We start from the raw sequence: 24,929 nt of genomic DNA on the forward strand, positions 1-24,929 counted from the left end.
GTGCTGCAGGCTCTGACCGCTGGCAGCTGCCGTTCGCTCAATTTTTTTGAACCCCACGCCTGTGCCCGGCTCTGAACCCTTACCGCCACCAGCCTGAGGGAGCAAGGTCGATGTCACGTAACGAGCCCTTTGAAAGCGTGCCCATGGCGAACGATCACCCCGAACAGGCCATCAGCCTGTCCCAGGCGCTGTTGGCGCCGCGTGTCGTGATCGAAGACACCCAACCGGTGCTCGACGCCGGCACCTTTGCCGCCAAGGCCATCAGCGGCCAGCCTGTGGCGGTCAGCACCAAGGTGTACAGCGACGGCCACGACCGCCTGGCCGTGATGCTCAACTGGCGTCAGGCCAACAGCCGCCGCGGGCATTGCGTGCCCATGCACTCGCCGGGCAACGACCTGTGGCTGGCAGAATTCACCCCCACCGAGCTTGGCCCACACCTGTTCAGCATCGAGGCCTGGGTCGACCCGTTCGCCACTTATAGCCACGATCTGGAGAAAAAGTACAACGCCGGAGTCGAGGTACAGCTCGAACTGGAAGAGGGCCGCTTGATGCTGGGCAAAGGCATCGAACTGTGCAGCGGCGCCGTGCGTGAGGAGCTCGAAGCGGTGCAGCAGCGCCTCGCGGAGCTGGATAGCGACGGGCAGGTGGCGCTGTTCCTGGGCCCTGATGTTGCACACCTGATGAGCGAAGCCGGGCACCGCAGCTACCTGGCCCGCAGCTGTGAATTCCCCATTGATGTCGACCGCCCGGCTGCGCAGTTCGCCAGTTGGTACGAGCTGTTCCCCCGCTCGATCACTGACGACCCACAGCGCCACGGCACCTTCAACGACGTGCACCAACGCCTGCCAATGATCCGTGACATGGGCTTCGACGTGCTGTACTTCCCGCCCATCCACCCAATCGGCATGCAGCACCGCAAGGGCCGCAACAACGCCCTCAAGGCCGAGCCCGGCGACCCTGGCAGCCCGTATGCGATTGGCAGTGCCGAAGGCGGCCATGACGCCATCCATCCGCAACTGGGCACCCGCGAAGACTTCCGTCGACTGGTGGCTGCCGCTGCCGAGCATGGCCTGGAAATCGCGCTGGATTTCGCCATTCAGTGCTCGCAGGACCACCCATGGCTCAAAGAGCACCCCGGCTGGTTCAGCTGGCGCCCCGACGGCACCATTCGCTACGCCGAGAACCCGCCGAAAAAGTACCAGGACATCGTCAACGTCGATTTCTACGCCCCGGACGCCGTCCCTTCGCTGTGGCTGGCGCTGCGCGACGTGGTGGTCGGCTGGGTAGAGGAGGGCGTGAAAACCTTCCGCGTCGACAACCCGCACACTAAACCACTGCCATTCTGGCAATGGCTGATTGCCAATGTGCGCAGCCAGCACCCCGACGTCATCTTCCTTGCCGAAGCGTTCACCCGGCCGGCGATGATGGCGCGCCTGGGTAAGGTTGGCTACGCGCAAAGCTATACCTACTTCACTTGGCGCAACCACAAGCAGGAACTGCGCGAGTATTTCGAGCAGCTAAACCAGCCGCCATGGAGCCAGTGCTACCGGCCGAACTTTTTCGTCAATACGCCGGATATCAACCCGTTCTTCCTGCACACGTCTGGTCGCGCCGGCTTCCTTATCCGCGCCGCGCTGGCAACCATGGGCTCGGGCCTGTGGGGCATGTACTCAGGCTTCGAACTGTGCGAAAGCGCGCCTTTGCCGGGCAAGGAGGAGTACCTGGATTCGGAGAAATACCAGATCCGCCCGCGCGATTTCACCCAGCCTGGCAACATCATTGCCGAGATCGCACAGCTCAACCGTATTCGCCGGCAGAACCGCGCCTTGCAAACGCACCTGGGCGTGGCGTTTTTCAACTGCTGGAACGACAACATCCTGTATTTCGCCAAGCGTACGCCTGAGCGCGACAACTACATCCTGGTGGCTATCTGCCTCGACCCGCACAACGCCCAAGAGGCGCATTTCGAGCTGCCGCTTTGGGAGCTAGGCCTGGATGACGACGCCGACACCCAGGGCGAAGACCTGATGAACGGCCACCGCTGGACCTGGCATGGCAAGACCCAATGGATGCGTATCGAGCCCTGGCATCAGCCTTTCGGGATCTGGCGTATCGAAAAAGCCCGGTAGAGCAAGGCACACATCTCCTTATGGGAGCGGGCGTGCCCGCGAGCACCGGCGCTGCGGGTGCCAAACACCGCGGTGTCTGGTTCGCGGTCATACCCGCTCTTACGGGGATGGGGTCAAGTCAGTTGCTGGCAGAGCAACCCGGAAAATGAAAGGAGTCACCCATGGCCAAGCGTTCACGCCCGGCAGCCTTCATCGATGACCCGCTGTGGTACAAGGACGCCGTCATCTACCAGTTGCACATCAAGTCGTTCTTCGACTCGAACAACGACGGCATCGGCGATTTTGCAGGCCTGATCAGCAAGCTGGACTACATCGCCGAGCTGGGCGTCAATACCCTGTGGCTGCTGCCGTTCTACCCTTCGCCGCGGCGCGACGACGGCTATGACATCGCCGAATACAAGGCCGTGCATCCCGACTACGGCAGCATGGCCGATGCCCGGCGCTTTATCAGCGAGGCACACAAGCGCGGCTTGCGGGTAATTACCGAACTGGTGATCAACCACACCAGCGATCAGCACCCCTGGTTCCAGCGTGCCCGCCACGCCAAGCGCGGTAGCAAGACGCGCGACTTCTACGTGTGGTCGGACGACGACCAGAAATACGACGGCACGCGGATCATCTTCCTCGACACCGAAAAGTCCAACTGGACCTGGGATCCGGTCGCCGGCCAGTATTTCTGGCACCGCTTCTACTCGCACCAGCCAGACCTCAACTTCGACAACCCGCTGGTGCTCAAGGCGGTGATCGGGGTGATGCGCTTCTGGCTGGACCTAGGTGTGGATGGCTTGCGCCTGGATGCCATCCCTTACCTGATCGAACGCGACGGCACCAACAACGAGAACCTCGCCGAAACCCACGCTGTGCTCAAGGCAATCCGCGCTGAAATCGACGCCAATTACCCCGACCGCATGTTGCTTGCCGAGGCCAACCAGTGGCCGGAAGATACCCGGCCTTACTTTGGCGAAGGTGATGGCGACGAGTGCCACATGGCCTTCCATTTTCCGCTGATGCCGCGCATGTACATGGCCCTGGCCATGGAAGACCGTTTCCCGATCACCGACATCCTGCGCCAGACGCCGGAGATCCCGGCCAACTGCCAATGGGCAATTTTTCTGCGCAACCACGATGAGCTGACCCTGGAAATGGTCACCGACCGAGAGCGCGACTACCTGTGGAACTACTACGCCGAAGACCGCCGCGCGCGCATCAACCTGGGCATTCGGCGGCGCCTGGCGCCGCTGCTGCAGCGTGACCGTCGGCGTATAGAGCTGCTCACCAGCCTGTTGCTGTCGATGCCGGGCACGCCAACCCTGTACTACGGTGACGAGCTGGGCATGGGCGACAACATCTACCTCGGTGACCGCGACGGCGTGCGTACGCCCATGCAGTGGTCGCCCGACCGCAACGGTGGTTTCTCCCGCGCCGACCCGCAGCGCCTGGTGCTGCCGCCGATCATGGACCCGCTGTACGGCTACCAGACGGTAAACGTCGAGGCCCAGAGCCATGACCCGCACTCGCTGCTGAACTGGACCCGGCGCATGCTGGCCGTGCGCAAGCAGCAGAAGGCCTTTGGCCGCGGCAGCCTGCGAACCCTTACCCCCAGCAACCGGCGCATTCTTGCGTACATCCGCGAGTACACCGATGCCGATGGCAACACCGAGGTCATCCTGTGCGTGGCCAACGTGTCCCGCGCCGCCCAGGCTGCCGAACTGGAATTGTCACAATACGCCGACAAAGTACCGGTGGAGATGCTCGGCGGCAGCGCCTTCCCGCCCATTGGGCAACTGCCGTTCCTGTTGACGCTGCCACCCTATGCCTTTTACTGGTTCCTGCTGGCCTCCCACGACCGCATGCCCAGTTGGCACATCCAGGCCACCGAGGGGTTACCCGAATTGACTACACTGGTATTGCGCAAGCGCATGGAAGAACTGCTGGAAGCACCCGCCCGCGAAACCCTGCAAACCACCATCCTGCCGCAATACCTGCCCAAGCGGCGCTGGTTCGCCGGCAAGGAAGGGCCCATCGACCAGGTGCGCCTGTGCTACGGCGTGCGCTTCGCTACCGCCACCACGCCCGTACTGCTCAGCGAAATCGAAGTGCTTGGCGGGGGGACGGCCAACCACTACCAGCTGCCGTTTGGCCTGCTGCCCGAAGACCAGATCAACACAGCGCTGCCGCAGCAGTTGGCCTTGTCGCGGGTGCGCCGTGCCCATCAGGTTGGCCTGATTACCGATGCCTTCGTGCTCGAACCGTTTATCCGCGCGGTGCTGCACGCTTGCCAGAATGGCCTGCGCCTGCCCTGTGGCAGCGGCGCGGGCGAACTGCGTTTCGAGTGCACCGACCTGCTGGCGGCCCTTGGGTTGAACGATGGAAGTGCAGTGCGCTACCTCAGCGCCGAGCAGTCCAACAGCTCGGTGGTGATCGGTGACAGCGTGGTGCTCAAGCTGATCCGCCGGGTCAACCCGGGCATTCACCCAGAACTGGAAATGAGTGCCTACCTGACCGCCGCCGGCTTTGCCAATATCTCGCCATTGCTTGCCTGGGTCAGCCGGGTGGACGAGCAGAATGCCCCCCACCTGCTGATGATCGCCCAGGGCTACCTGAGCAACCAGGGCGATGCCTGGGCCTGGACCCAGAACACCCTGGAGCGGGCCATCCGCGACCAGATGGCGCCGGCTGGCGGCGATGCCGAGGTACACACCGATGCGTTGGAGGAACTCACCGGCTTTGCCGCCTTGTTCGGCCAACGCCTGGGCGAGATGCACCTGTTGCTGGCCGCGCCGACCGATGATGAGGCCTTCCGCCCACGCCCCAGCGATGCTGACGACAGCCAGCGCTGGGGTGCGCAGATCAGCGCCGGACTGACCCACGCCCTCGACCTGTTGGCCCAGCACCGTGACGCTCTCGACAGCGACAGCCAGGCCCTGATCGACGACCTGCAGCAACAGCGCGATGGCCTGGCCCAGCACATCGCTAGCCTGGCGGACCAGGCTGAGGGCGGCCTGCTGATGCGGGTGCACGGCGACCTGCACCTGGGCCAGGTGCTGGTGGTGCAGGGTGACGCCTACCTGATCGATTTCGAGGGTGAACCGTCACGTCCACTGCAAGAGCGCCGGGCAAAACACAGCCCGTACAAGGATGTCAGCGGCGTGTTGCGTTCCTTCGACTATGCTGCTGCGATGATCCTGCGCAGCGCGTCTGCGGTCGACCTTTCCGGCCCAGCGCAGCAGGCGCGTCAGCGGGTCGCCCGGCAGTACCTGCACCAGTCGCGCCACGCCTTCGTCGAAGCCTACGGCCTGGCCACCGCCGCCATGCCCCATGCCTGGAAAATGGCCGACGGCGAGCGCGCGGCACTGGAATTGTTCTGCCTGGAAAAGGCCGCCTACGAGATCACATATGAAGCCGAAAACCGTCCGACCTGGCTGGCCGTGCCTTTGCATGGCCTGCATGGACTGATCAGTACCTGGGGAGAGTCATAGATGAATGCAACCACGCGTGAAAACGGCGGCCTTCGGCAACGGGACCTGGATGCCCTGGCCCGCGCCGAACACGCCGATCCTTTTGCAGTACTCGGCCCCCATGGCGATGGCAAGGGCGGTGTGTTTATCCGCGCCTTCCTGCCCAATGCCCTGAATGCACGGGTGCTGGCGCGCGATGATGGGCGCGTGCTGGCTGAAATGGTGCAAGGTGCAGTTCCGGGATTGTTCACGGCGCACCTGGATGATGCGCAGGCCTATCTGCTGCAAATCGGCTGGGCCGGCGGCGAGCAAATCACCGAAGACCCTTACAGCTTTGGCCCGCAATTGGGCGACATGGACTTGCACCTGTTCGCCGAGGGCAACCACCGCGACTTGTCCGGGCGCTTTGGTGCCCAGCCGATCCAGGTCGATGGCATCGATGGCGTGTGTTTCTCGGTGTGGGCGCCGAATGCCCGGCGGGTATCGGTGGTGGGTGATTTCAACAACTGGGACGGCCGCCGCCACCCCATGCGCCTGCGCCACGGCGCGGGGGTGTGGGAGCTGTTCGTGCCGCGCCTGGGCGTGGGCGAAACCTACAAGTTCGAGGTGCTGGGCAAGGACGGGATACTGCCACTCAAAGCAGACCCGCTGGCCCGCGCTACCGAATTGCCGCCCAGCACCGCGTCCAAGGTGGCCGGTGAGCTCAGCCATGCGTGGCAGGACCACGACTGGATGGCACAACGCGCCCAGCGCCATGGTTACAATGCCCCCCTGTCGATTTACGAACTGCACCCGGGGTCATGGCGCTGCGAGCTGGACGAGGCAGGCGAAGTCGGGCGCTACTACAACTGGCGCGAGCTGGCCGAGCGGCTGGTGCCCTACGTGCAGGAGCTGGGCTTTACTCATATCGAGTTGCTACCGATCATGGAGCACCCGTTTGGCGGTTCGTGGGGCTATCAGCCACTGTCGATGTTCGCGCCCACCTCGCGCTACGGCAGTGCCGAGGACTTTGCCGCGTTCATCGATGCCTGCCACCAAGGCGGCATAGGCGTGCTCCTGGACTGGGTGCCGGCGCATTTCCCCACCGACGAACACGGCCTGGCCCGCTTCGACGGCACCGCGCTGTACGAATACGACAACCCCCTGGAGGGCTACCACCAGGACTGGAACACGCTGATCTACAACCTGGGCCGCAACGAAGTGCGCGGCTTCATGATGGCCTCGGCGCTGCACTGGTTGAAGCACTTCCACATTGACGGCCTGCGGGTCGATGCGGTGGCCTCAATGCTGTACCGCGACTACTCGCGCAAGGCTGGCGAATGGGTGCCTAACCGCTACGGCGGGCGCGAGAACCTGGAGGCTATCGACTTCATTCGCCACCTCAACGGCGTGGCTGCCGTCGAGGCCCCTGGTGCACTGATCATTGCCGAAGAATCCACCGCCTGGCCCGGCGTCAGCCAGCCGACCCAGCAGGGCGGCCTGGGCTTTGCCTACAAGTGGAACATGGGCTGGATGCACGACACCCTGCATTACATCCAGAACGACCCGGTGCATCGCGCCCACCACCACAACGAGATGAGTTTCGGGCTGATCTATGCCTATTCCGAGCATTTCATCCTGCCCATCTCCCATGACGAAGTGGTGCATGGCAAGCACTCGCTGATCGACAAGATGCCCGGCGACCGCTGGCAGAAATTTGCCAACTTGCGTGCCTACCTCACCTTCATGTGGGCGCACCCTGGCAAGAAGTTGCTGTTCATGGGTTGCGAGTTCGGCCAGTGGCGTGAGTGGGACCATGACAGCGAACTGGACTGGTACCTGTTGCAGTACCCCGAGCACCAAGGTGTGCAACGCCTGGTGGGCGACCTCAATCGCCTGTACCGTGAGGTGCCGGCGCTGCATGAGCAGGATTGCCAGCCGCAGGGCTTCCAGTGGCTGATCGGTGACGACGCGCAAAACAGCGTGTACGCCTGGCTGCGCTGGAGCAGCAGTGGCGAGCCGGTGCTGGTGGTGGCCAACTTTACCCCGGTGCCACGTGAGGGCTACCGCATTGGCGTGCCGTTTGGCGAGCGCTGGCAGGAGCTGCTGAACAGCGATGCCGAGCTGTATGCAGGGTCCAACGTGGGCAACTTGGGCGCTGTAACCAGTGAGGCAGTGGCCAGCCATGGGCAGCCATTGTCGCTGGCCCTTAATTTGCCGCCGCTTGGCGTGTTGATAATGAAACCGGCCTGACGTTTTGCCTGCACTGGCCTCTTCGCGGGCATGCCCGCTCCCACAGGGATTGCACAATGTTCGTCCCTGTGCTGTCGCTGTGGGAGCGGGCGTGCCCGCGAAAGGGCCGGGCCTGGCTACCAGCGCATCCGCACCCCAAGGCTGCCAATCAGCCCGTTCAGGTCATTGTCATCCACATCACTGCTGTAATCGGCGCTGACAAACAGGGCCACAGAAGGCGTGACACGCGCCACCAGCCCCAAGCCCAGCTCTACCGTGGTCGAGTAGCGCGAGCTGGAGATCTTGTCGACCTGGTCCAGCTTCACTTCATCGGCATTGCTGAAGTCGTACCACACGTTCGTCCGCACATAGGGTTCGATGGGCATGCCGCGCACTTCGTAGCGCCCGGACAATTTTGCACCCACCCGGCCGCTCCAGCTCGGCTGGCTGTCGAAGGCTTGCAGGGTTTCTTCCTGCACCTGGTTGCCGGGGAAGAACTGCTGGTTGATCAACTGTGCCTGGGGTTCGATTACCCAGTTGCCACTCAGGCGGATCGGGTAGCCGCCTTCCACCGAAAAGGTCATCGCATGGCCGCTTTCGTCAAGGCGTTGGCCGTTTTCGCCCCGGCCCAGCACATCGATCCGCGAACCCATGGCCACGGCATCCAGGTGCCAGCCCTGTTCATGGGTCATGCTCCAGTACACGCCCAGGCTTTCCCCGCTCAGGTTCACCGCATTGCGCTGCTTGTCGCCCAGCAGTGGGCGTATGCCGTTGAAGCTGCTCTGCAGGTTGTTGTGCCCTACGAAAACCCCTGCGCGGTGCACATTGCCCGCTGCAGTTTCACGCACGAACAGGTCCGGGCCGATCACCAGTTGCTGGCTGGGTGCCTCCAGCTGGTCTGGGGGTTGTGTACCCATGCGGGCGTTGGTCGGGAAAAACTGCGCCCACTGGCTGGCGATCATGTCCGGCGCCGCCTGCCCGTGCCGCGCGCTCATCGTTTGCGAAAACGCATTCAGGGTACCGATACTCAAACCACTGGCGCTGGCCGGGTCTAGCGACAGCTGCGGCATCGCTGGCTGTTGCAGAAAACCGGGCGAGATGGGGTCACCCTGCAGTTCGTACGCGAAAGTTTCCACCGGGGTTGCCAGAAGCAGCGACGTGGAAACCGCGTAGAAAATGCTGTCGAAACGCACGGGGTTCGAGGTGCTTTTCATGGCGGATCTCCTTTGTTTTTGTGGTTTTACAGCCCAAGGACCTGGCCTGTTGTCACGAGCTGTACGGCAAAAACAGTGGGCGACCCAAACCAGCACGCCAGCCTTCTGAAGCGCGCACGAAGGCGCGAGCTAGAGGCCCGGCGCGAGATCTTTACTGCTAGATAATGTTCAGCTAAGGAGAGGACGCCGCTTGCGTCAAGAAAGCGTGAAAGATCTGTTCAGGTTGTGTAACTCACCTTAAGCACCTGATTTCCAGAGACAATCACCTGGGTATAGCGGGGTTCGCTATTTCCCCCTGCGTGGCTATGACGAATGATTGCTAGAGCCTGACCTGCACGGCCAATGGCAGGTGAGCAGCGCATTGCCGTGGTGGCCGTCGGGATACACCGCGTTGCGGCCGTAGTCAAAGTCGCTCCACGTGTTGGCGGCAAGGAATTCGTACTGCGAGGTCTGCGGCCAGCCGGGATAGCGCGCGGCGTGGCGGTCGTGGCTACCAGCTACTTCCTGGAGGAAGACGATGTCGCCCTGGGTGCTGCGTACCGCCTCGCGCAGTTTCGGCAGAATGAAGCGCCGGTTGAAGGCGGTGAAGCCCTTGTGGGTTTTCACCGTCAGTACCCGCAGCCGCTTCACGGCCGGGGCCTGGTTGACGCTGGCGAAACCTGTGCTGCCGGCTTCGGGGTTCGCAATTCCTCCTCGATCGCAGGTGCCTGTGTGTTGCATCTACCGGCTCTATCGCCGGCAAGCCAGCTCCCACAGGTTGGTGCAGGCCTTCAGGCGGTGCAGAACGTGTGGGAGGTGGCTTGCTGGCGGTAGGACCACCCCGGGTTCACTCCTCCTCGTGCTGCAACACCATCAGCAGCATCGACCGCCCTTTGACCTCGAACGTGCTGTCGAACTGCAGATGTTGGCCCTTGCGCAACTCCGGCCGGTCGGTATCGATCAGGCAGCTCCAGTAATCGCCTTCGGGTACCGCTGGCAACTTGAATGGCACAACGTCATGGTGGGCATTGACGATCAATAGCACTGTGGCCTCGGACCCTGGCCGGGCGATGCCGCTGACCTGCGCGCGGCCGTCGATCAGCATGCCCAGGCAGCGCCCGTGCGGGTCTTCCCACTGCGCCACGCTCATTTCGTTGCCATCCGGTGCTAGCCAGGTCACGTCCTTGACCCCGATTGCTTCATTGTAATCACCCACCAGGAAGCGTGAGCGGCGCAGCACCGGGTAGGCCAGGCGCAGGCGGGTCAAGCGTTTAACGAAGGCCAGCAGCTCTTTGCCCTCCTGGTCCAGGTCCCAGTTCACCCAACCGATTTCGCTGTCCTGGCAGTAGGCGTTGTTGTTGCCATGCTGGGTGCGGCTGAACTCGTCGCCGGCGACGATCATCGGCGTGCCTTGGGCCAACAGCAGGGTGGCGAAGTAGTTGCGCATCTGGCGCATGCGCAGCGCATTGATGTCCGGATCGTCGGTTGGCCCTTCGGCACCGCAGTTCCATGACAGGTTGTTGTCAGTACCGTCCTGGTTGTTCTCGTCGTTGTCTTCGTTGTGCTTGTGGTTGTACGACACGAGGTCGCGCAGGGTGAAACCATCATGGGCGGTGATGAAGTTGACCGAGGAATACGGCCTGCGCCCGCGGTTGTTGAACATGTCGCCCGAGGCGGTCAAGCGTGCGGCGAAGTCGGCCAGCTGGCCCTCGTCACCTTTCCAGAAGGCGCGGGCGGTATCGCGGAAGCGGTCGTTCCATTCCGCCCAGCCCGGCGCGAAGTTGCCCACTTGATAGCCACCGGGGCCGCAGTCCCAGGGTTCGGCAATCAGCTTGACCTGGCTGAGCATCGGGTCCTGGCGGCAGGCGACGAGGAAGCCGTGGCGCTCGCTGTAGCCATCGTGGTAGCGGCCAAGGATGGTCGCCAGGTCGAAGCGGAAGCCGTCCACGTGCATCTCGCCGGCCCAGTAGCGCAGCGAGTCGGTGACCAGCTGCAGTACGCAGGGGTGGCTCAGGTCCAGGGTGTTGCCGGTGCCGGAATCGTTGATGTAGTAGCGTTTGTCATCCGGCATCAGGCGGTAGTACGAGGCGTTGTCGATGCCGCGCATGGACAGGGTCGGGCCGCGTTCGTTGCCTTCAGCGGTGTGGTTGTAGACCACGTCGAGGATCACCTCCAGCCCGGCGTCGTGCAGGTGCGCGACCATTTCCTTGAACTCGGCAATCTTGCCGCTGGCCAGGTAGCGCGGGTGCGGCGCAAAAAAAGCGATGCTGTTGTAGCCCCAGTAGTTGTTCAGCCCCTTGTCCAGCAGGTGCTGGTCGTTGACGAAGGCGTGAATGGGTAACAGCTCGATGCTGGAGACGCCCAGGTCTTTGATGTGCTTGAGCAGCTCGTCGTTGGCAAGGCCGGCAAAGGTGCCCCGCAGTTCTTCCGGTACTGCCGGGTGGCGCATGCTGATGCCGCGCGTGTGCGCTTCATAGATGATCGTACGTTCCCAAGGAACAGACACGCGCTGGTCACGGCCCCAGGTGAACGCCGGGTCGATCACCTTGCACTTGGGCACGAAGGGCGCACTGTCGCGCTCATCGAACGACAAGTCGTCGTCGGGGTGGCCAATGGTGTAGCCGAACAGTGCCTCGGACCACTCCAGGCTGCCGACCAGTTGCTTGGCATAGGGGTCGATCAGCAATTTGTTGGGGTTGAAACGGTGGCCGTTTTCCGGCTCATAGGGACCGTATACACGGTAGCCATAAACCAGGCCAGGATGAGCGTCGGGCAGGTAGCCGTGGTAGATCTCATCGGTGTATTCGGGCAGCTCAATGCGCTCGAGCTCCTGCTCGCCGGTGGAGTCGAACAGGCACAGCTCGACTTTGGTTGCGTTGGCCGAGAAGAGCGCGAAGTTGACCCCAAGGCCATCCCAGGTGGCGCCGAGGGGGAAGGGCATGCCTTCGCGGATACGCGATGGTGCGACCGAGCGGGTTTTCTTAGGGGTGCGGGGGCTCATGACGATCCTCAAATGGCCGTGATAGAAGGGGAATTGTGCTGTCCTGCATTGGCCTCTTCGCGGGTAAACCCTCTCCCACAGGTTCATTACAGGTGCTCAACGCAGTGCAGAACCTGTGGGAGCGGTTTACCCGCGAAGAGGCCGGGACAGGCTTAACCGGCAGTAGGCTTTTTCACCGCCCGAGGCTTTTTCGCCGCAGCGGGTTTGACGCCTGGCAGCGCAGCCGCCTTGGGCTCGGCAGGGGCCTTCGGCTCAGTGGCTGCCTTGGGCTTGGCCGGCGCGCGCTTGCGCGGTTGCGCCTTGGGGGCCAACGCCTCGGCCTCGGCCAGCTTGCGGGCCATATCCCAGTGCCGTTCTTCCTCCCCTACAGGCTTACCTTCAGACTCCCAGATCTGGTAGGCAAATTCGCGAATACGTTTTTCATCGACACTCATCATGACGCTCCTGATGCTCAAGATTGTTGTATCAACACGTTGACCGGGAACTCCGCGAGCACGGTGCTCAACATCAACTCCTTGGAAGAGCTGACCGCCGCGCCACGGAAAAGTCCCGTCGAGTTGGCAGGCGACAAGGCAAACGGCAGTACCACCCGGGTGTCGTCCCAGTTCTGTGCCGGGATCAACGGTGTAGCAGCGCCACCGAGCAAGCCGCTGGCCAGGCGCGGGGCGACGACGACGGCGTGTTCACCTTCACCCACGCGCGCAAAGGCAATCACCTTGTCCGCATGCCTGCCCTGTACGGTCAGTGGCAGGTAGGCGCCACGGCGAAACAGTTCGGCGTGGGCCTGGCGGCAGTCCAGCAGCCGTGCGATCAAGGCCTGCTTGATGCGGCCGTCGCGCCAGTGCGCCAGCAGCTCGGCTAGCGGCGTGGCGTCGTCCAGGGTGCGACGCCTCGAAGCGTAGTCCACGGGGCGGCGGTTGTCGGGGTCGACCAGGCTGAAGTCCCAGTATTCGTTACCCTGGTACAGGTCGGGCACACCGGGGGTAGTCATGCGCAGCAGGGCTTGGACCAAGCCATTGAGGGCGCCGGGGCAAGCCAGCAGTTGCGCGGCATCGGCCACGGATTTGCGCAGTTGCTGGTGTTCGCTGCCTAGCAGCAGGCTATCGATGTAGCGGGCACAGGCACTTTCGTAAGCCTCGTTCGGCGCGCTCCAGCTGCTGCGTAACTTGGCTTCGCGCAGTGCCTTCTGCTGCCACTGACGGATACGCTCGGCGTATTGGTGCAGGGCGGTTTCGTCGTGCAGGTCGAGCTCCAGCGGCCAACTGCCGAGCAGGGTTTGCAGCAGCATCAGCTCGTCGCCGGGGCTGGGTGCCAAGCCATCGTTCAGCTGCGCGCGCAGCGGTTCTGCCAGTTCACGCCAATGTTCCACTCGGCTGGCCAGCCACGGGGCGCGTTCGCTAAGCACGGCCAAGCGTGCGCGAGTGTCTTCGCCGCGCTTGTGATCATGGGTGGCGGTGGCCAGCAGGTTGTCGGGGAAGTCGCGCAGGCGCCGCTGGGCTTCGTTATGGAAGTGCATGGGCGGGGCGCTGAAGTGCTCGGCCTCGAAGCCTACGTCGTTGCGCGACAGCAGCCGGGCGCTGCGGTAGAAGGCAGTGTCTTCCACGGCTTTGGCCGCGCTCGGCGCGGTCAGCTGCTGGAAGCGCACGCAGGCGTGGCGCAGTTGCTTGCGGGCGCGGCCCGGTGGCAGCCGCTTCCAGGCTTGGCCCCCCAGCCATTGTTCAAGGTGGTCCAGTAGCGGCCAGTCGGCTTCGCCGAGGTCGTGCCGGGCGTTGGCCAGCGCCTGCTGGAAAAACCCTTCGTCTTCAGCGGGGCGCCCGCAGGCGTTGAAGTAGGTACGGTACACGGGGTAATGCGCTACCACTGCCTGCAAGGCCCGGCGAATGCCGCCCAAGGTCAGGTCGCGGGTCATTAGGTCGTTGCGCGCGACCTGCAGCAGCGCCTGGGCGACCGATTCGCAGTCACCGGCGAGGCTGGCATTGAGCACAAGGTAACGCGCCTGACGCACTTCTTCAGGGAAGTCGGGCCGTTCGGTGACGTTCGCCCATAGCTCGGTGAGTGGCGTTTCGCCGGCCGGGTCGTGCTGCAGCAGCGAGACCTGGTTCATGAATTCGTAGCCAGTGGTGCCGTCGGTGAGCCAGTCGCGGTGCAGGTGCTCGCCTGCACCGAGGATTTTTTCCACGTAGATCGGGAAGTGCTCCAACGCAGCCTGCAAAGGCCTTTGCGCCAACAGGCTATCGACCCGACGGCGCAGCTTGCGGCAATAGCCGCGCGGGTCGGCCAGGCCGTCGATATGGTCGATGCGCAGGCCATCCACCAGGCCGCGCTCGATCAGCTCGAACAGCTTGGCGTGGGTGGCCTCGAACACCACCGCGCGCTCCACGCGCAGGCCGCCCAGCTCGTTGATGTCGAAGAATCGCCGCCAGTTGATGTCATCGGCGGCGGTGCGCCAGCTGGCAAGGCGGTAGGTCTGGCGCTCCAGCAGCAGGTGCAAGCGTTTGAAGCCGGCCTCGCTGCGGCTGTCGAAGGCCACCAGGGCCGATTCAAGGTCAGCCCCTTCACGCACCAGGCGTGCCAGTTCGGTTTGTAGCGGGAGCGCTGCGGCCAGTGGTGTGGGTGACTCGTTCAACGCAGTGAAATGTTCGGCCAGGGCCTTGAGCGCAGGCTCCGGGCTGAGTGCGAGAATCCAGCCGTAATCGACTGGGCAGATCGGGAAACTATGCTCGTAATGGACCACGTGCAGCAGCCCCTGCTGCTGGTCGAACTGCAGTGGGATTTCGCCGTTCTTGAGTGCCACGCCATAGTCACTGCCAAGGAACGGCAACAACAGTTGCCCGGCCAGTAGCGGGTCGCTGGAGTGCCACTGGATATCGAAGAACTCGGCATACGGGCTACGCCGGCCCCAGGCCAGCAGGCTTTGCCACCAGGGGTTATCGGCACCGCCCACGGCCATGTGGTTGGATACGGTGTCGAGAATCAGCCCCATGCCATGCTGGCGCAGGGCCGCCACTAGCCGCTCCAGCGCCGCTTCGCCGCCCAGTTCGGGGTTGACGCAGGTCGGGTCGACCACATCGTAGCCGTGGCGGGAGCCGGCGCGGGCCTTGAGGATGGGCGAGGCATACAGGTGGCTGATACCCAGCTGGGCGAAGTACGGCACCAGCGGCACGGCGTGATCGAGGGTGAAATCACTGTGAAACTGTAGGCGCAGGGTCGCAGTCAGCGGCTTCATCGGTCACGCTCCCAGGCCTGTTCGCGGGCCTGGGCCAGCAGCTCCAGGCGCCGTGCGGCATCTTCGTCATCGAGCAGTTCTGCCACCGGTTGGGTGAAGCGCCGCCTCCAGTTAGGGTGCCCGGCTGTAGTGCCTGGCAGGTTCGGCTGCTCTTCGCAGCCCAACAGGTCTTCGAGCGGTACCAGCACCAGGGGCGCACGGGTGTGGCCAACGAAGCGGATGGCCGCGTCGATCACCGCGTCGTTGTCCTTCAGTTCGCCGTAGTTGGCCTCCAGGGTGCGGCGCAGGCCGTCGTGTTCTTTCTGGCGGTCTTGGCGCCAATGCAGTTCGGTGGCAGCGTCGATCAGTTGCAAGCGGTGGCTCCAGTCGATGTCGCGGTTTTCCAGCCAGCCGGCCAGCGGGGCCAGGTCGTGGGTGCCGGTTGTGGCAAGGGCGCTGTCTGGCCAGTCCAGAATGGGCTTGAACTGGCCTGGCTGGGTCTGTTCGAAGGGCAGCACGCGCATGCCCAGCACTGCTTTCTCGGCAAGTGTTTCGCGCAGGCCGTCGGGCACGGTGCCCAGGTCTTCGCCAAGGATGACTGCCTGGTGGCGCACCGACTCCAGCGCCAGCAGGCGCAACAGGTCGTCCAGCGGGTAATTGAGGTAGGCGCCTTCGCTGGGCTTGGCCCCCTGCGGGATCAGCCACAGCCGGCGCAGGCCCATCACATGGTCGATGCGCAGGCCGCCGGCATGTGCCAGGTTCGCCCGCAGCATCTCGATAAAGGCGCGGTAGCCATTACGCTTGAGGCCCTCGGGCGAGAAGGCGCAGATGCCCCAATCCTGGCCGGCGCGGTTGAGGATGTCGGGCGGCGCACCCACGGTCAGGCCGGCCAGCAATTCATCCTGGCGGCTCCATGCCTGGCTGCCGGCACCGTCGGCACCCACCGCCAGGTCGGCGATCAAGCCCACAGCCATACCGTTGCCGCGGGCTGCCTCCTGAGCACGTTGCAGGCCGCGTTCGGTCAGCCATTGGCAAAAGGCATGGAACTCGACCTTGGCCGGGTAAGCATTGGCGAAGGCCGCCACTTCCGGGTGATAGGGGTCGTGCCAGGCCTTTGGCCAGTTGCGCCAGTCGGCGCCCAGGCCGTGCTCTACAGCCTGTGCCTGCAACACCTCGAAGCGGCAGTGGTGCTCCAGGGCCTGGCCACCGGCCTCGCGGAAGCTATCGAAATCCCTGCGCAGCGGATGGTCGCCATGGCTGAACCCGTGGTACAGCGCTTCAAGCAAGCGCAGGCGGGCACTGGCGGCGCGTGGCCAATCAACCAGTGGGCGTTGCTCCAGCTCTTCCAGTTGTTGCTCCAGCCCGCAGGCTTCAATGGCCATGCGCACCTCCCGCTCACCCAGCAGGGCTGCGGGGCTGGCATACAGGGTGTTGAGCAGCAGGCGGCTGGAGGGTGAGTAGGGGCTGTAGTGCTCTTGGTCGATGGCCGACAGTGCATGAATGGGGCTGATGGCCAAGGCATCGGCACCGCGCTCGGCGGCCAGGCGGGCCAGCTGCTCCAGCGCCAGGCAGTCGCCGTAACCGCCATCGCCGGGCCTGCGCAGGCTGTACAGCTGCACTGCCAGGCCCCAGCAGCGTGGGGGGGGCTGCACGTTGTCTGCAAGGCTGTAGCAGCGCGGCGGGGCCACGGCCACGGTGAAGCGGCGGCTGTCTATTTCCACCTGGTGGTAGCCAATGGGCAGGTCACCTGGCAGGCGTGCCTGCTCGTCCAGGCTGAGGGTAACCGAGGTTTGGTCTTCCAAGGTGCAGCGGGCGACGCTGGCAGCGCTGAAATAGCGTGACAGCGCCAATGGCTGGCCTTGGTCGGCGGTCAGCAAGGGCGGCAAGTGTTCGCTGTCTTCGGCGGCTTCTACCGCGCGCAGGCTGGCGGCAATGGCCGTGTCATCGCTGGCCGGGTGGCCAAGGCCTGCGAGTAGCTTGCACAGCACCTCGTCGCTGACGCGCTGGGGCCGGGCGTTGGCGTCGATCCAGTCGCGGCTTAACCCGACGCGGTTTGCCAAGCGGTGCAGGGCGGTTTCGCTCATGGGCGCTCCTGGTCAGGGGGAAGCAGGCTGACCACGCAACTGTACGGGGCCAGTTGGCTATCAGGGTGTTGGGTGTCGCTGGTGTCGAACAGCCGGGTGGCGGCAGCGGGCAGTTCGACGGCCTGCGCAGTTGCCGCCAGGTTCAGGTCGATGCGCAGGGTATTGCCATCGCCCAGCCGCCAGCGTGCGGTCAGTGCTTTGTCGCCATGCACCTCGGCCCCCAGTGAGCGGCTACCGGGCAGGTGCGGGATGACGTGGCGGCGGCGCAGGGCTAGCAGTTGCTGATAAAGGCCGTGCCAGCCGGCGACCACTTCCTTGTTTTGCGGGCGGGAAGACTCGAAGGTCTGTTCGGCGTTGGGGTCGGGAATGTGCTCTCGCTGCTCGGGGTCGGCGAACGCGGTGAAATGGGCGAACTCGCCACGGCGGCCTTCGCGCACAGCGTCTGCCAACGCGTCATGGAAGTCGGTAAAGAACAGGAACGGCCGGCAACTGCCCTCGTCGTCGCCCATGAACAGCAGCGGGATCATTGGCGCCAGCAGCAACAGGCCAGTGGCCGCGCGCAGGGCCGGTGGCGGGCACAGGCGGGTCAGGCGTTCGCCCAAGGCGCGGTTGCCGACCTGGTCATGGTTCTGCAAGAACAACACAAAAGCGCTGGGCGGCAAGTGCCCGCTGGGTTCGCCGCGTGGCGTGCCATGGCGGTTTGCCTGGCCCTGGAACACGAAGCCCTCGGCCAGGCAGCGCGCCAGCTGGTCGATGGGGCGTTGCTTGTAGTCGGCGTAGTAGCCTTCGGTTTCGCCGGTCAGCAGCACATGCAGGGCATTGTGGCCGTCGTCGTTCCATTGCGCATCGAAACCCTGTTCCAGCAGGGCGGCCTGGTTGTGCTCGTTCTCCAGCACTAGCCACACGTGCCGCCCCGGTTCTACGGCGGCGCGTACACGCTGGGCCAGCTCAATCAGGAAATCGGGCTGGTCGATGGCATGCACGGCATCCAGGCGCAGGCCGTCGCAGCGGTAGTCGCACAGCCACATGAGCGCGTTCTGGATGAAGTACTCGCGCACCTGCGGGCGGCGGAAGTCGATGGCCGCGCCCCAGGGTGTCTGCCGGTCTTCGCGGAAGAACGCGCTGGCGTACTGGTGCAGGTAATTGCCATCGGGGCCAAAGTGGTTGTACACCACATCCACCAGCACCATCAGCCCTTCGCCGTGGGCCTGATCGACCAGTGCGCATAACTGCTCGGGGCTGCCGTAGGTATTTTGAGGCGCGTAGGGCAGCACGCCGTCGTAGCCCCAGTTGCGCTCGCCTGGGAACTGCCCCAGCGGCATCAGCTCGACAGCACTGATGCCCACCTCGGCCAGGCGCTGCAGGTGCCGGGCAACCCCGGCGTAGCCGTCGAGCAAACCGACATGCAGTTCCTGAATCACCGCTTCGTGCCACGGCCGGCCTTGCCACGGGTGTTGCCAGGGGTAACCGGCCACATCCACCACCTGGCTTGGGCCTTGTACGCCTTGGGGCTGATAACGCGAAGCCGGGTCAGCCACCTGGAGTTCGCCGTCGATACGGTAATGATAAAGGTCGCCAGCCTTGCACGGGGCAACGCCAGTGAACCAGCCATCGTCATCGGCCAGCAGCGCCACGGGCGGCTGCTGCTCCAGTTCCACGCTCACGCTGCGCGCATCCGGCGCCCAGAGGGCGAAGCGCGCCGACGTGGCGTCCATTAAGTGTGCGCCATGCCTGTGCATCTTCTGACCCTCGCTCAGTAATGGCTCAGCTGTGCCTGCTTGACCAGGTCCTCGTAAAGGCGGGCGTAGGGCTCAACCGCCTGGCACCAGTTGAAGGGTTGGGTCATCGACAGGCAGCGCATGGCGTTCAGCAAGTCCTTCTTGCCGTACACATAGAAGGCGCGGCTGAGTGCCTCGCGGTAGCTCTCCACGGTCGACTCGTTGAACAGAAAGCCCGTGACGCCGCACTCGATGGTGTCGGCCAGGCCACCGGTATTGCGCGCCACCGGCAGCGAGCCGAAGCGTTGCGCGTACATCTGGCTGAGGCCACAAGGTTCATAGCGTGATGGCATCAGCAAGAAGTCGCTGCCGGCGAACATGCGCCGGGCGTCGGTCTCGTTGAAGCCAATACGCACGCCGATGCGGCCCGGGTGGCGCAGCGCCAGCTCGCGCATGGCCTGTTCTTCTTCCGGCTCGCCACGGCCGATGATCGCGATCTGCCCACCTTGTTCGACGATGTAGTCGGCCACACCCAAGGTCAGGTCCAGGCCTTTCTGATAGACCAGCCGTGACACCACGGCGAACAACGGGCCTTCGGATTCCTCCAGGCCGAACAGCTCGCGTACCTCATGAGTGTTGCGCGCCTTGCCTTCCCAGTCGTTGATGCTGAAGTTGTGTTGCAGGTGTTTGTCGGTGGCCGAGTCCCAGCTTTCGTCGATGCCGTTGGGGATGCCGCCAAGCAGGCCTTGCTGGGCTTTGCTGGCGAGAAAACCGTCCAGGCCGCAGCCGAATTCCGGCGTGGTGATTTCCCGGGCATAGGTGGCGCTGACGGTGGTGATGTGGCTGGAGTAAGCCAGGCCAGCCTTGAGGAACGACAGCTTGCCGTAGAACTCCATGCCTTCCTGCTGCATGGCGTGATCGGGAATCGCCAGCTCCGGGCTGCAACCTCGGCTGTACACACCCTGGTAGGCCAGGTTGTGGATGGTGAACAGGGTGGGCGTGTTCAGCCCGCGCCAATGCATGTAGGCCGGGGCCAGGCCCGCGGGCCAGTCATGCGCGTGCACCACTTCTGGCGTCCAGTGGATCTTGCCTTCGCCAGCTGCGATTTCGGCAGCAGCCAGGCCCAGGCGTGCGAAGCGGATGTGGTTGTCGGGCCAGTCGCGACCATTGTTGGCACCATAGGGTGTGCCGTCGCGCTGGTACAGCTCGGGGCAGATCAGCACATAGATGACCAGGCCGTCGGCCATGTCCATACGCCCGATCTTGCACGGCGGCAGGGCCGCGTGGCCGCCTAGCTCACCCACGATGTGGATCGGGTTGTCACTTTCCATCACCTGCCGGTAGCCAGGGATCAGCACCCGCACATCGTGCAGGTGGGCCAGGGCACGGGGCAGGGCGGAGGACACGTCGCCCAGGCCGCCGGTCTTCACCAGGTCTGCGATTTCCGAGGTCACGAACAGAATCTTGCGCATGTTCGGGTTGTGCTGGCGCTGGGCGCCGGGTGCCTTGCCTGTCGTGGCGAAATCCGGGGTGAGCGGCTCGCGGTTGTCCGGTTTGAATGAATCTACGTGAGGCTCGACAGCGGCACTGATCATACTTCTCTCCGTCCCTATGCTTGACCGGGTGCTGGCACCCGTGACGATATTGCGTGTTGGTTCTCTCTGTTTCTGGATTCTGCGTAGTGCGTTCCATGCCCCAGGTTCGTGCGCGCAGGCACAACGCGATCAGCACTCCGGCCGAAGGCGATTGGACTGGTTGGGATGGGTGGGCCGAGCCAGGGAATGTCCCTTGCGTTTGGCCTACTTAGTTCCTGACCTGCCGGCGTTTGCGAAAGTTCGACTTTTTTTCGTCGCTCTTCCGTTGAGCAAATGGCGGGCCGAAACCCGAGTGTAGGAGAGAAAAAGATAAAAAGGTGACCCATTGGTCACTATTGCCATGCGCGGAATAGACGCAAACGTTGGCGTATGTGACCGGATGTGAAAAGAGGTGGGCGAAGGCAGTGCGGGGTGTTTGGAGGATGCGCCAAATTGTGGCTAGGGTGGGGTAGCGCACCATGATGGTGCTAGCAGCAAGTCACTTCTTCATCGTGGACAACCCGGTCATCATGGCATTGGATTCTCTACGCGCAGTGAATCCCTTGGCTGGCATTTCTGACAGTTGTGTCATTCAGGGCTAGGGCACCACCATTGTGCCGGATCTCCCCTAGGACGAAGGTCATGGAAAAAATTGATCAGCTGACCTCAGTGCATAAGCACTCTTCAGGCATCCCTTATGCACCCTACGGATACTCTGTGTGGCTCGACTCATCTCTGAGCTTCAACGCTCAACACAGGGATTTGCACTCAAAATTTTACCTGCTCGGTAACGGGTATCGGGGATATAAGCCCGAACTTATGCGGTTTAACTCACCCGATACGCTCAGTCCGTTCGGCAAAGGGGGGGCGAACGCATACGCCTACTGCGCTAACGACCCGGTGAATCGCCTGGACCCCTCAGGCCATTTCTTCAAATGGTTGAAACGGGGTGTAGCCAGCATTTTTGGCAACTCCGGCAGGTCGCCAGGACGCCGAGCAGATTCAATCACCGCTATTACCCTAAGCGAACCCGGTTCAGTTAAGCGGAGTTCAGATCTCTCTTTTGGGGCGCCTTCGGGAGGTAGCGGTGCGAGTCACGTTCAAACAACGTTCGAGGAAATTCAACGTCTTGAACGCGACATTATGGATGTGAGGGTTTTTTCGCCGCAAAATCCTCGTGAGGTCAATGCTCAGCTCGAAACCCTATCTGTTTTGCAGCATCGACTTGCTGATGCCCACAAGCGGATTAAACCGAGGGATCAGGTATGGCTAGCCTTGCATCTACGGGAAAGGATTCGTGAAACAAAAAATCACGGATTATCCGTCTCAGATTCAGCCAGCTGGCACAGCCATAGTGAGTTGCGATTGCGCATTACCAGAAGCCTGATTTGAAGAAATCGATCAGAGGCTTACAGCCTTTTCGCCATCACGTTGTTGCGCCAGCAACAGGTTCAACTGGGCGACCTGTTGGCGCAACTGGTCACGTTCGTCTTTCAGTTTACGCAGCTCATCACGGCGCACGGAGACATAGAGGGTCTGGGTTGGGGTTGCAGGCATCAAGGTACCCATGAGCACACCTCGCGGTTTTGGCTGGTGACAAGTCAAAGCGTAGACGCTTCACGCGGGGCGCATTCTGAATTCTTTTGCAGTTGGTGGGAACTTTTTTGTTTATCGTGGTCTTGCCGTTCGTCGCTGAACCCTCGGGCGGCAGGCTGGACTAATCTGAAACGCTGGACTGTGTTGTCATCCATTTCGTAAGGGAGCATCGGCTCATGCAATTGGGAATCGTCGGGCTGGGCCGCATGGGCGGCAATATCGCAAGGCGCCTGATGCGCGCCGGCCACCGCACCGTGGTGCACGACCGCAACCGCGAGGCCATTACCGGGCTGGAGGGCGAGGGTGCCCAAGGCGCGCACGACCTTGGTGCGCTGGTACAAAAGCTGAAAGCCCCACGCGCAGTGTGGGTGATGCTGCCGGCCGGCGAGCCAACCGAGCAGACCATCGCGCAGTTGGCTGACCTGCTGGAACCGGGCGATGCGATCATCGACGGCGGCAATACCTTCTACAAGGACGACATGCGCCGTGCTGCCGAGCTGGCAAAACGCGGCCTGCATTACCTGGACGTCGGCACTTCTGGCGGCGTATGGGGCCTGGACCGTGGCTACTGCATGATGATCGGCGGCGAAAAGGACGTGTTCGAGCGCCTGGAGCCACTGTTCAAGGCGCTGGCCCCGGGCGTGGGTGACATCCCGCGTACTCATGGCCGCAGCGGCGAGCATCAGCGCGCCGAGCACGGCTATATCCACGCGGGCCCACCCGGCGCCGGGCACTACGTGAAAATGGTGCATAACGGTATCGAGTACGGCCTCATGCAGGCCTATGCCGAAGGCTTCGACCTGCTGCGCAGCAAAGGCGGCAACGAGCTGCCGCAAGACCAGCGCTTTGACCTGAACGTGGCCGAGATCGCCGAGGTGTGGCGGCGTGGCAGCGTGGTAACCTCATGGCTGCTCGACCTCACCGCCGATGCCTTGGTGGCCGACCCGCAGCTGTCGCAGTTCAGTGGCTCGGTATCCGACAGTGGCGAAGGCCGCTGGACCATCGATGCCGCCGTTGAGCAGGCGGTGCCGGTGCCGGTGCTGTCCAGCGCACTGTTTGCGCGCTTTCGCTCGCGCCAGCAGCAGGGCACGTATGGTGACAAGATCCTTTCGGCCATGCGCCTGGGCTTCGGTGGCCACGTCGAGAAGAAAGGCGAATGACCAAACAGACCATTCCAGCCGCACCTCCCTGTACCCTGTTCCTGTTTGGCGCCAATGGCGACCTGGTCAAGCGCCTGCTGATGCCGGCGCTGTACAACCTCAGCCGCGACGGTTTGCTGGACCGCAACTTGCGCATCGTTGGCGTGGACCACAACCCGGCCAGCGCCGAGGAATTTGCAGAGCGCCTGCATGCGTTCATGCTCGAGCGGGATAAAGGCGGCGAGGGCAGCGCCAAGTGCCTGGACGAAAAGCTCTGGGCACGCCTGGCCAAGCGCCTGGATTACCAGACGGGCGATTTCCTCGACCCGGCCACTTACCAGGCCCTCGCCAAGCGCATCGACAAAACCAGCCACGGCAATGCCATCTTCTACCTGGCCACCTCGCCGCGTTTCTTCCCCGAGGTGGCGCAGCGCCTGGGGCAGGCCGGCTTGCTCGACGAGTCTGGCGGCGGCTTTCGCCGCGTCGTGGTCGAGAAGCCATTCGGCACCGACCTGGCCAGCGCCGAGGCGCTCAACGCCTGCCTGTTGAAAGTGATGGGCGAACGGCAGATCTACCGTATCGACCATTACCTGGGCAAAGAGACGGTGCAGAACATTCTGGTCAGCCGCTTCTCCAACGGCCTGTTCGAATCCTTCTGGAACAACCACTACATCGACCACGTGCAGATCACCGCTGCGGAAACGGTCGGCGTCGAAACCCGTGGTGCGTTCTACGACAGCACCGGGGCCCTGCGCGACATGGTTCCCAACCACCTGTTCCAGTTGCTGGCGATGGTGGCCATGGAGCCGCCGGCTGCGTTCGGGGCTGACGCGGTGCGCGGCGAAAAGGCCAAGGTGGTCGGTGCTATTCGCCCATGGTCGGCGAAAATGGCCCTGAAGAACTCGGTACGCGGCCAGTACAGTGCCGGCAAGCAGGGGCGCAAGCCGCTGCCCGGTTATCGGCAGGAGCCCAATGTAGCGCCTGACAGCCAGACCGAAACCTACGTGGCGCTGAAGGTGATGATCGACAACTGGCGCTGGGCCGGCGTGCCGTTCTACTTGCGCACCGGCAAGCGCATGAGCGTGCGCGACACCGAAATTGCCATTTGCTTCAAGCCCGCGCCGTATGCGCAGTTCCGCGAGTCGGAGCTGGAGCGGCCCAAGCCCAACTACCTGAAAATCCAGATTCAGCCCAACGAAGGCATGTGGTTCGATCTGCAGGCCAAACGGCCAGGGCCGGAGCTGGTGATGGAGAATGTGGAGCTGGGCTTTGCCTATAAAGACTTCTTCAAGATGACCCCGGCGACCGGCTACGAGACGCTGATTTACGACTGCCTGACCGGTGACCAGACCCTGTTCCAGCGGGCTGACAACATCGAGAACGGCTGGCGAGCGGTGCAGCCGTTTCTCGATGCCTGGGCCCAGGATGGCGAGGTGCATCAGTACCCGGCCGGTGAAGACGGGCCTGACGCTGGCAATGAATTGCTGACCCGCGACAAGCGCGAGTGGCACCGCTTGGGCTGACCTGATCAAGCTGGGTTGCCTGTGCCGGCCGCTTCGCGGGGCAAGCCCGCTCCCACAGGGACCCCTACTGCACTTAAACCGTGTGCAGTACCTGTGGG

14 protein-coding genes and 1 pseudogene are annotated in these 24,929 nt (G+C 63.3%); 6 read left to right on the forward strand and 9 right to left on the reverse strand.

Annotated features, from left to right (window positions below):
* Positions 1-110: 110 nt before the first annotated feature.
* From ACK1VC_RS13755 to glgB, 3 genes are all read left to right on the forward strand, one after another.
* Positions 111-2,129: an alpha-1,4-glucan--maltose-1-phosphate maltosyltransferase gene (locus ACK1VC_RS13755; RefSeq protein ID WP_191086793.1), complete on the forward strand. Its 2,019-nt coding sequence runs from the start codon at positions 111-113 to the stop codon at positions 2,127-2,129.
* A gap of 161 nt (positions 2,130-2,290) precedes the next feature.
* A complete protein-coding gene (gene treS, locus ACK1VC_RS13760; protein WP_191086792.1) occupies positions 2,291-5,608 on the forward strand; it encodes a maltose alpha-D-glucosyltransferase in 3,318 nt (1,105 codons plus the stop codon).
* Positions 5,609-7,819 carry a 1,4-alpha-glucan branching protein GlgB gene (gene glgB, locus ACK1VC_RS13765; RefSeq protein WP_102688950.1) on the forward strand — a complete coding sequence of 737 codons (2,211 nt, stop codon included), beginning with the start codon at positions 5,609-5,611 and terminating at the stop codon, positions 7,817-7,819.
* A 116-nt stretch (positions 7,820-7,935) separates the two neighbouring features.
* Here the strand turns inward: glgB and ACK1VC_RS13770 are convergent, their stop codons facing one another.
* The 8 genes and pseudogenes from ACK1VC_RS13770 to glgA form a co-directional block, all read right to left on the reverse strand.
* Positions 7,936-9,012 (reverse strand): autotransporter domain-containing protein, encoded by a 1,077-nt coding sequence (locus ACK1VC_RS13770; RefSeq protein WP_191086791.1) that lies wholly within the window; start codon positions 9,010-9,012, stop codon positions 7,936-7,938.
* Positions 9,013-9,360: 348 nt separating this feature from the next.
* Positions 9,361-9,732: pseudogene (locus ACK1VC_RS13775) on the reverse strand (endonuclease/exonuclease/phosphatase family protein); the annotation flags it as partial.
* A 106-nt stretch (positions 9,733-9,838) separates the two neighbouring features.
* The gene (gene glgX / locus ACK1VC_RS13780; protein ID WP_191086790.1) at positions 9,839-11,992 is read right to left on the reverse strand and encodes a glycogen debranching protein GlgX; all 2,154 of its coding nucleotides are present in this window, start codon (positions 11,990-11,992) and stop codon (positions 9,839-9,841) included.
* Between the two features lie 152 nt (positions 11,993-12,144).
* Positions 12,145-12,429, reverse strand: a complete 285-nt coding sequence (locus tag ACK1VC_RS13785; RefSeq protein ID WP_016488160.1) for a DUF2934 domain-containing protein — start codon at positions 12,427-12,429, stop codon at positions 12,145-12,147.
* Between the two features lie 14 nt (positions 12,430-12,443).
* Positions 12,444-15,218, reverse strand: a complete 2,775-nt coding sequence (locus ACK1VC_RS13790) for a malto-oligosyltrehalose synthase (RefSeq protein ID WP_060517025.1) — start codon at positions 15,216-15,218, stop codon at positions 12,444-12,446.
* A complete protein-coding gene (gene malQ / locus ACK1VC_RS13795; protein ID WP_070086565.1) occupies positions 15,215-17,281 on the reverse strand; it encodes a 4-alpha-glucanotransferase in 2,067 nt (688 codons plus the stop codon). The genes ACK1VC_RS13790 and malQ overlap by 4 nt, the downstream gene beginning before the upstream one ends.
* Positions 17,278-19,020, reverse strand: a complete 1,743-nt coding sequence (gene treZ, locus ACK1VC_RS13800; protein WP_016488157.1) for a malto-oligosyltrehalose trehalohydrolase — start codon at positions 19,018-19,020, stop codon at positions 17,278-17,280. Before treZ ends, malQ begins: the two co-directional genes overlap by 4 nt.
* Positions 19,021-19,034: 14 nt before the next feature.
* Complete coding sequence (gene glgA, locus ACK1VC_RS13805; RefSeq protein WP_016488156.1) at positions 19,035-20,594, reverse strand: glycogen synthase GlgA; 1,560 nt, start codon at positions 20,592-20,594, stop codon at positions 19,035-19,037.
* 621 nt (positions 20,595-21,215) lie between these two features.
* Here glgA and ACK1VC_RS13810 point away from each other — a divergent pair.
* Positions 21,216-21,965 carry an RHS repeat-associated core domain-containing protein gene (locus tag ACK1VC_RS13810; RefSeq protein WP_082421990.1) on the forward strand — a complete coding sequence of 250 codons (750 nt, stop codon included), beginning with the start codon at positions 21,216-21,218 and terminating at the stop codon, positions 21,963-21,965.
* 9 nt (positions 21,966-21,974) lie between these two features.
* Here ACK1VC_RS13810 and ACK1VC_RS13815 read toward each other — a convergent pair whose 3' ends face one another.
* Positions 21,975-22,142, reverse strand: coding sequence for a DUF6026 family protein (locus tag ACK1VC_RS13815; protein ID WP_016488155.1), 168 nt, complete (start codon positions 22,140-22,142; stop codon positions 21,975-21,977).
* 203 nt (positions 22,143-22,345) lie between these two features.
* Here ACK1VC_RS13815 and gnd point away from each other — a divergent pair, with 203 nt between their 5' ends.
* Both gnd and zwf read left to right on the forward strand, forming a co-directional pair.
* Positions 22,346-23,329 (forward strand): phosphogluconate dehydrogenase (NAD(+)-dependent, decarboxylating), encoded by a 984-nt coding sequence (gene gnd / locus ACK1VC_RS13820; protein WP_016488154.1) that lies wholly within the window; start codon positions 22,346-22,348, stop codon positions 23,327-23,329.
* Positions 23,326-24,831: a glucose-6-phosphate dehydrogenase gene (gene zwf / locus ACK1VC_RS13825; protein ID WP_095115628.1), complete on the forward strand. Its 1,506-nt coding sequence runs from the start codon at positions 23,326-23,328 to the stop codon at positions 24,829-24,831. The genes gnd and zwf overlap by 4 nt, the downstream gene beginning before the upstream one ends.
* Positions 24,832-24,929: the final 98 nt, after the last annotated feature.

Source organism: Pseudomonas sp. XP2 (assembly GCF_053557975.1).

Bases quoted from the DNA above. Each gene is read 5' to 3' on its own strand.
- glgA (WP_016488156.1), bottom strand. From the start codon at position 20,594: ATGATCAGTGCCGCTGTCGAGCCTCACGTAGATTCATTCAAACCGGAC.
- ACK1VC_RS13770 (WP_191086791.1), bottom strand. From the start codon at position 9,012: ATGAAAAGCACCTCGAACCCCGTGCGTTTCGACAGCATTTTCTACGCG.
- glgX (WP_191086790.1), bottom strand. From the start codon at position 11,992: ATGAGCCCCCGCACCCCTAAGAAAACCCGCTCGGTCGCACCATCGCGT.
- treS (WP_191086792.1), top strand. From the start codon at position 2,291: ATGGCCAAGCGTTCACGCCCGGCAGCCTTCATCGATGACCCGCTGTGG.
- malQ (WP_070086565.1), bottom strand. From the start codon at position 17,281: ATGAGCGAAACCGCCCTGCACCGCTTGGCAAACCGCGTCGGGTTAAGC.
- ACK1VC_RS13785 (WP_016488160.1), bottom strand. From the start codon at position 12,429: ATGATGAGTGTCGATGAAAAACGTATTCGCGAATTTGCCTACCAGATC.
- ACK1VC_RS13790 (WP_060517025.1), bottom strand. From the start codon at position 15,218: ATGAAGCCGCTGACTGCGACCCTGCGCCTACAGTTTCACAGTGATTTC.
- ACK1VC_RS13810 (WP_082421990.1), top strand. From the start codon at position 21,216: ATGGAAAAAATTGATCAGCTGACCTCAGTGCATAAGCACTCTTCAGGC.
- treZ (WP_016488157.1), bottom strand. From the start codon at position 19,020: ATGCACAGGCATGGCGCACACTTAATGGACGCCACGTCGGCGCGCTTC.
- glgB (WP_102688950.1), top strand. From the start codon at position 5,609: ATGAATGCAACCACGCGTGAAAACGGCGGCCTTCGGCAACGGGACCTG.
- zwf (WP_095115628.1), top strand. From the start codon at position 23,326: ATGACCAAACAGACCATTCCAGCCGCACCTCCCTGTACCCTGTTCCTG.
- ACK1VC_RS13815 (WP_016488155.1), bottom strand. From the start codon at position 22,142: ATGGGTACCTTGATGCCTGCAACCCCAACCCAGACCCTCTATGTCTCC.
- ACK1VC_RS13755 (WP_191086793.1), top strand. From the start codon at position 111: ATGTCACGTAACGAGCCCTTTGAAAGCGTGCCCATGGCGAACGATCAC.
- gnd (WP_016488154.1), top strand. From the start codon at position 22,346: ATGCAATTGGGAATCGTCGGGCTGGGCCGCATGGGCGGCAATATCGCA.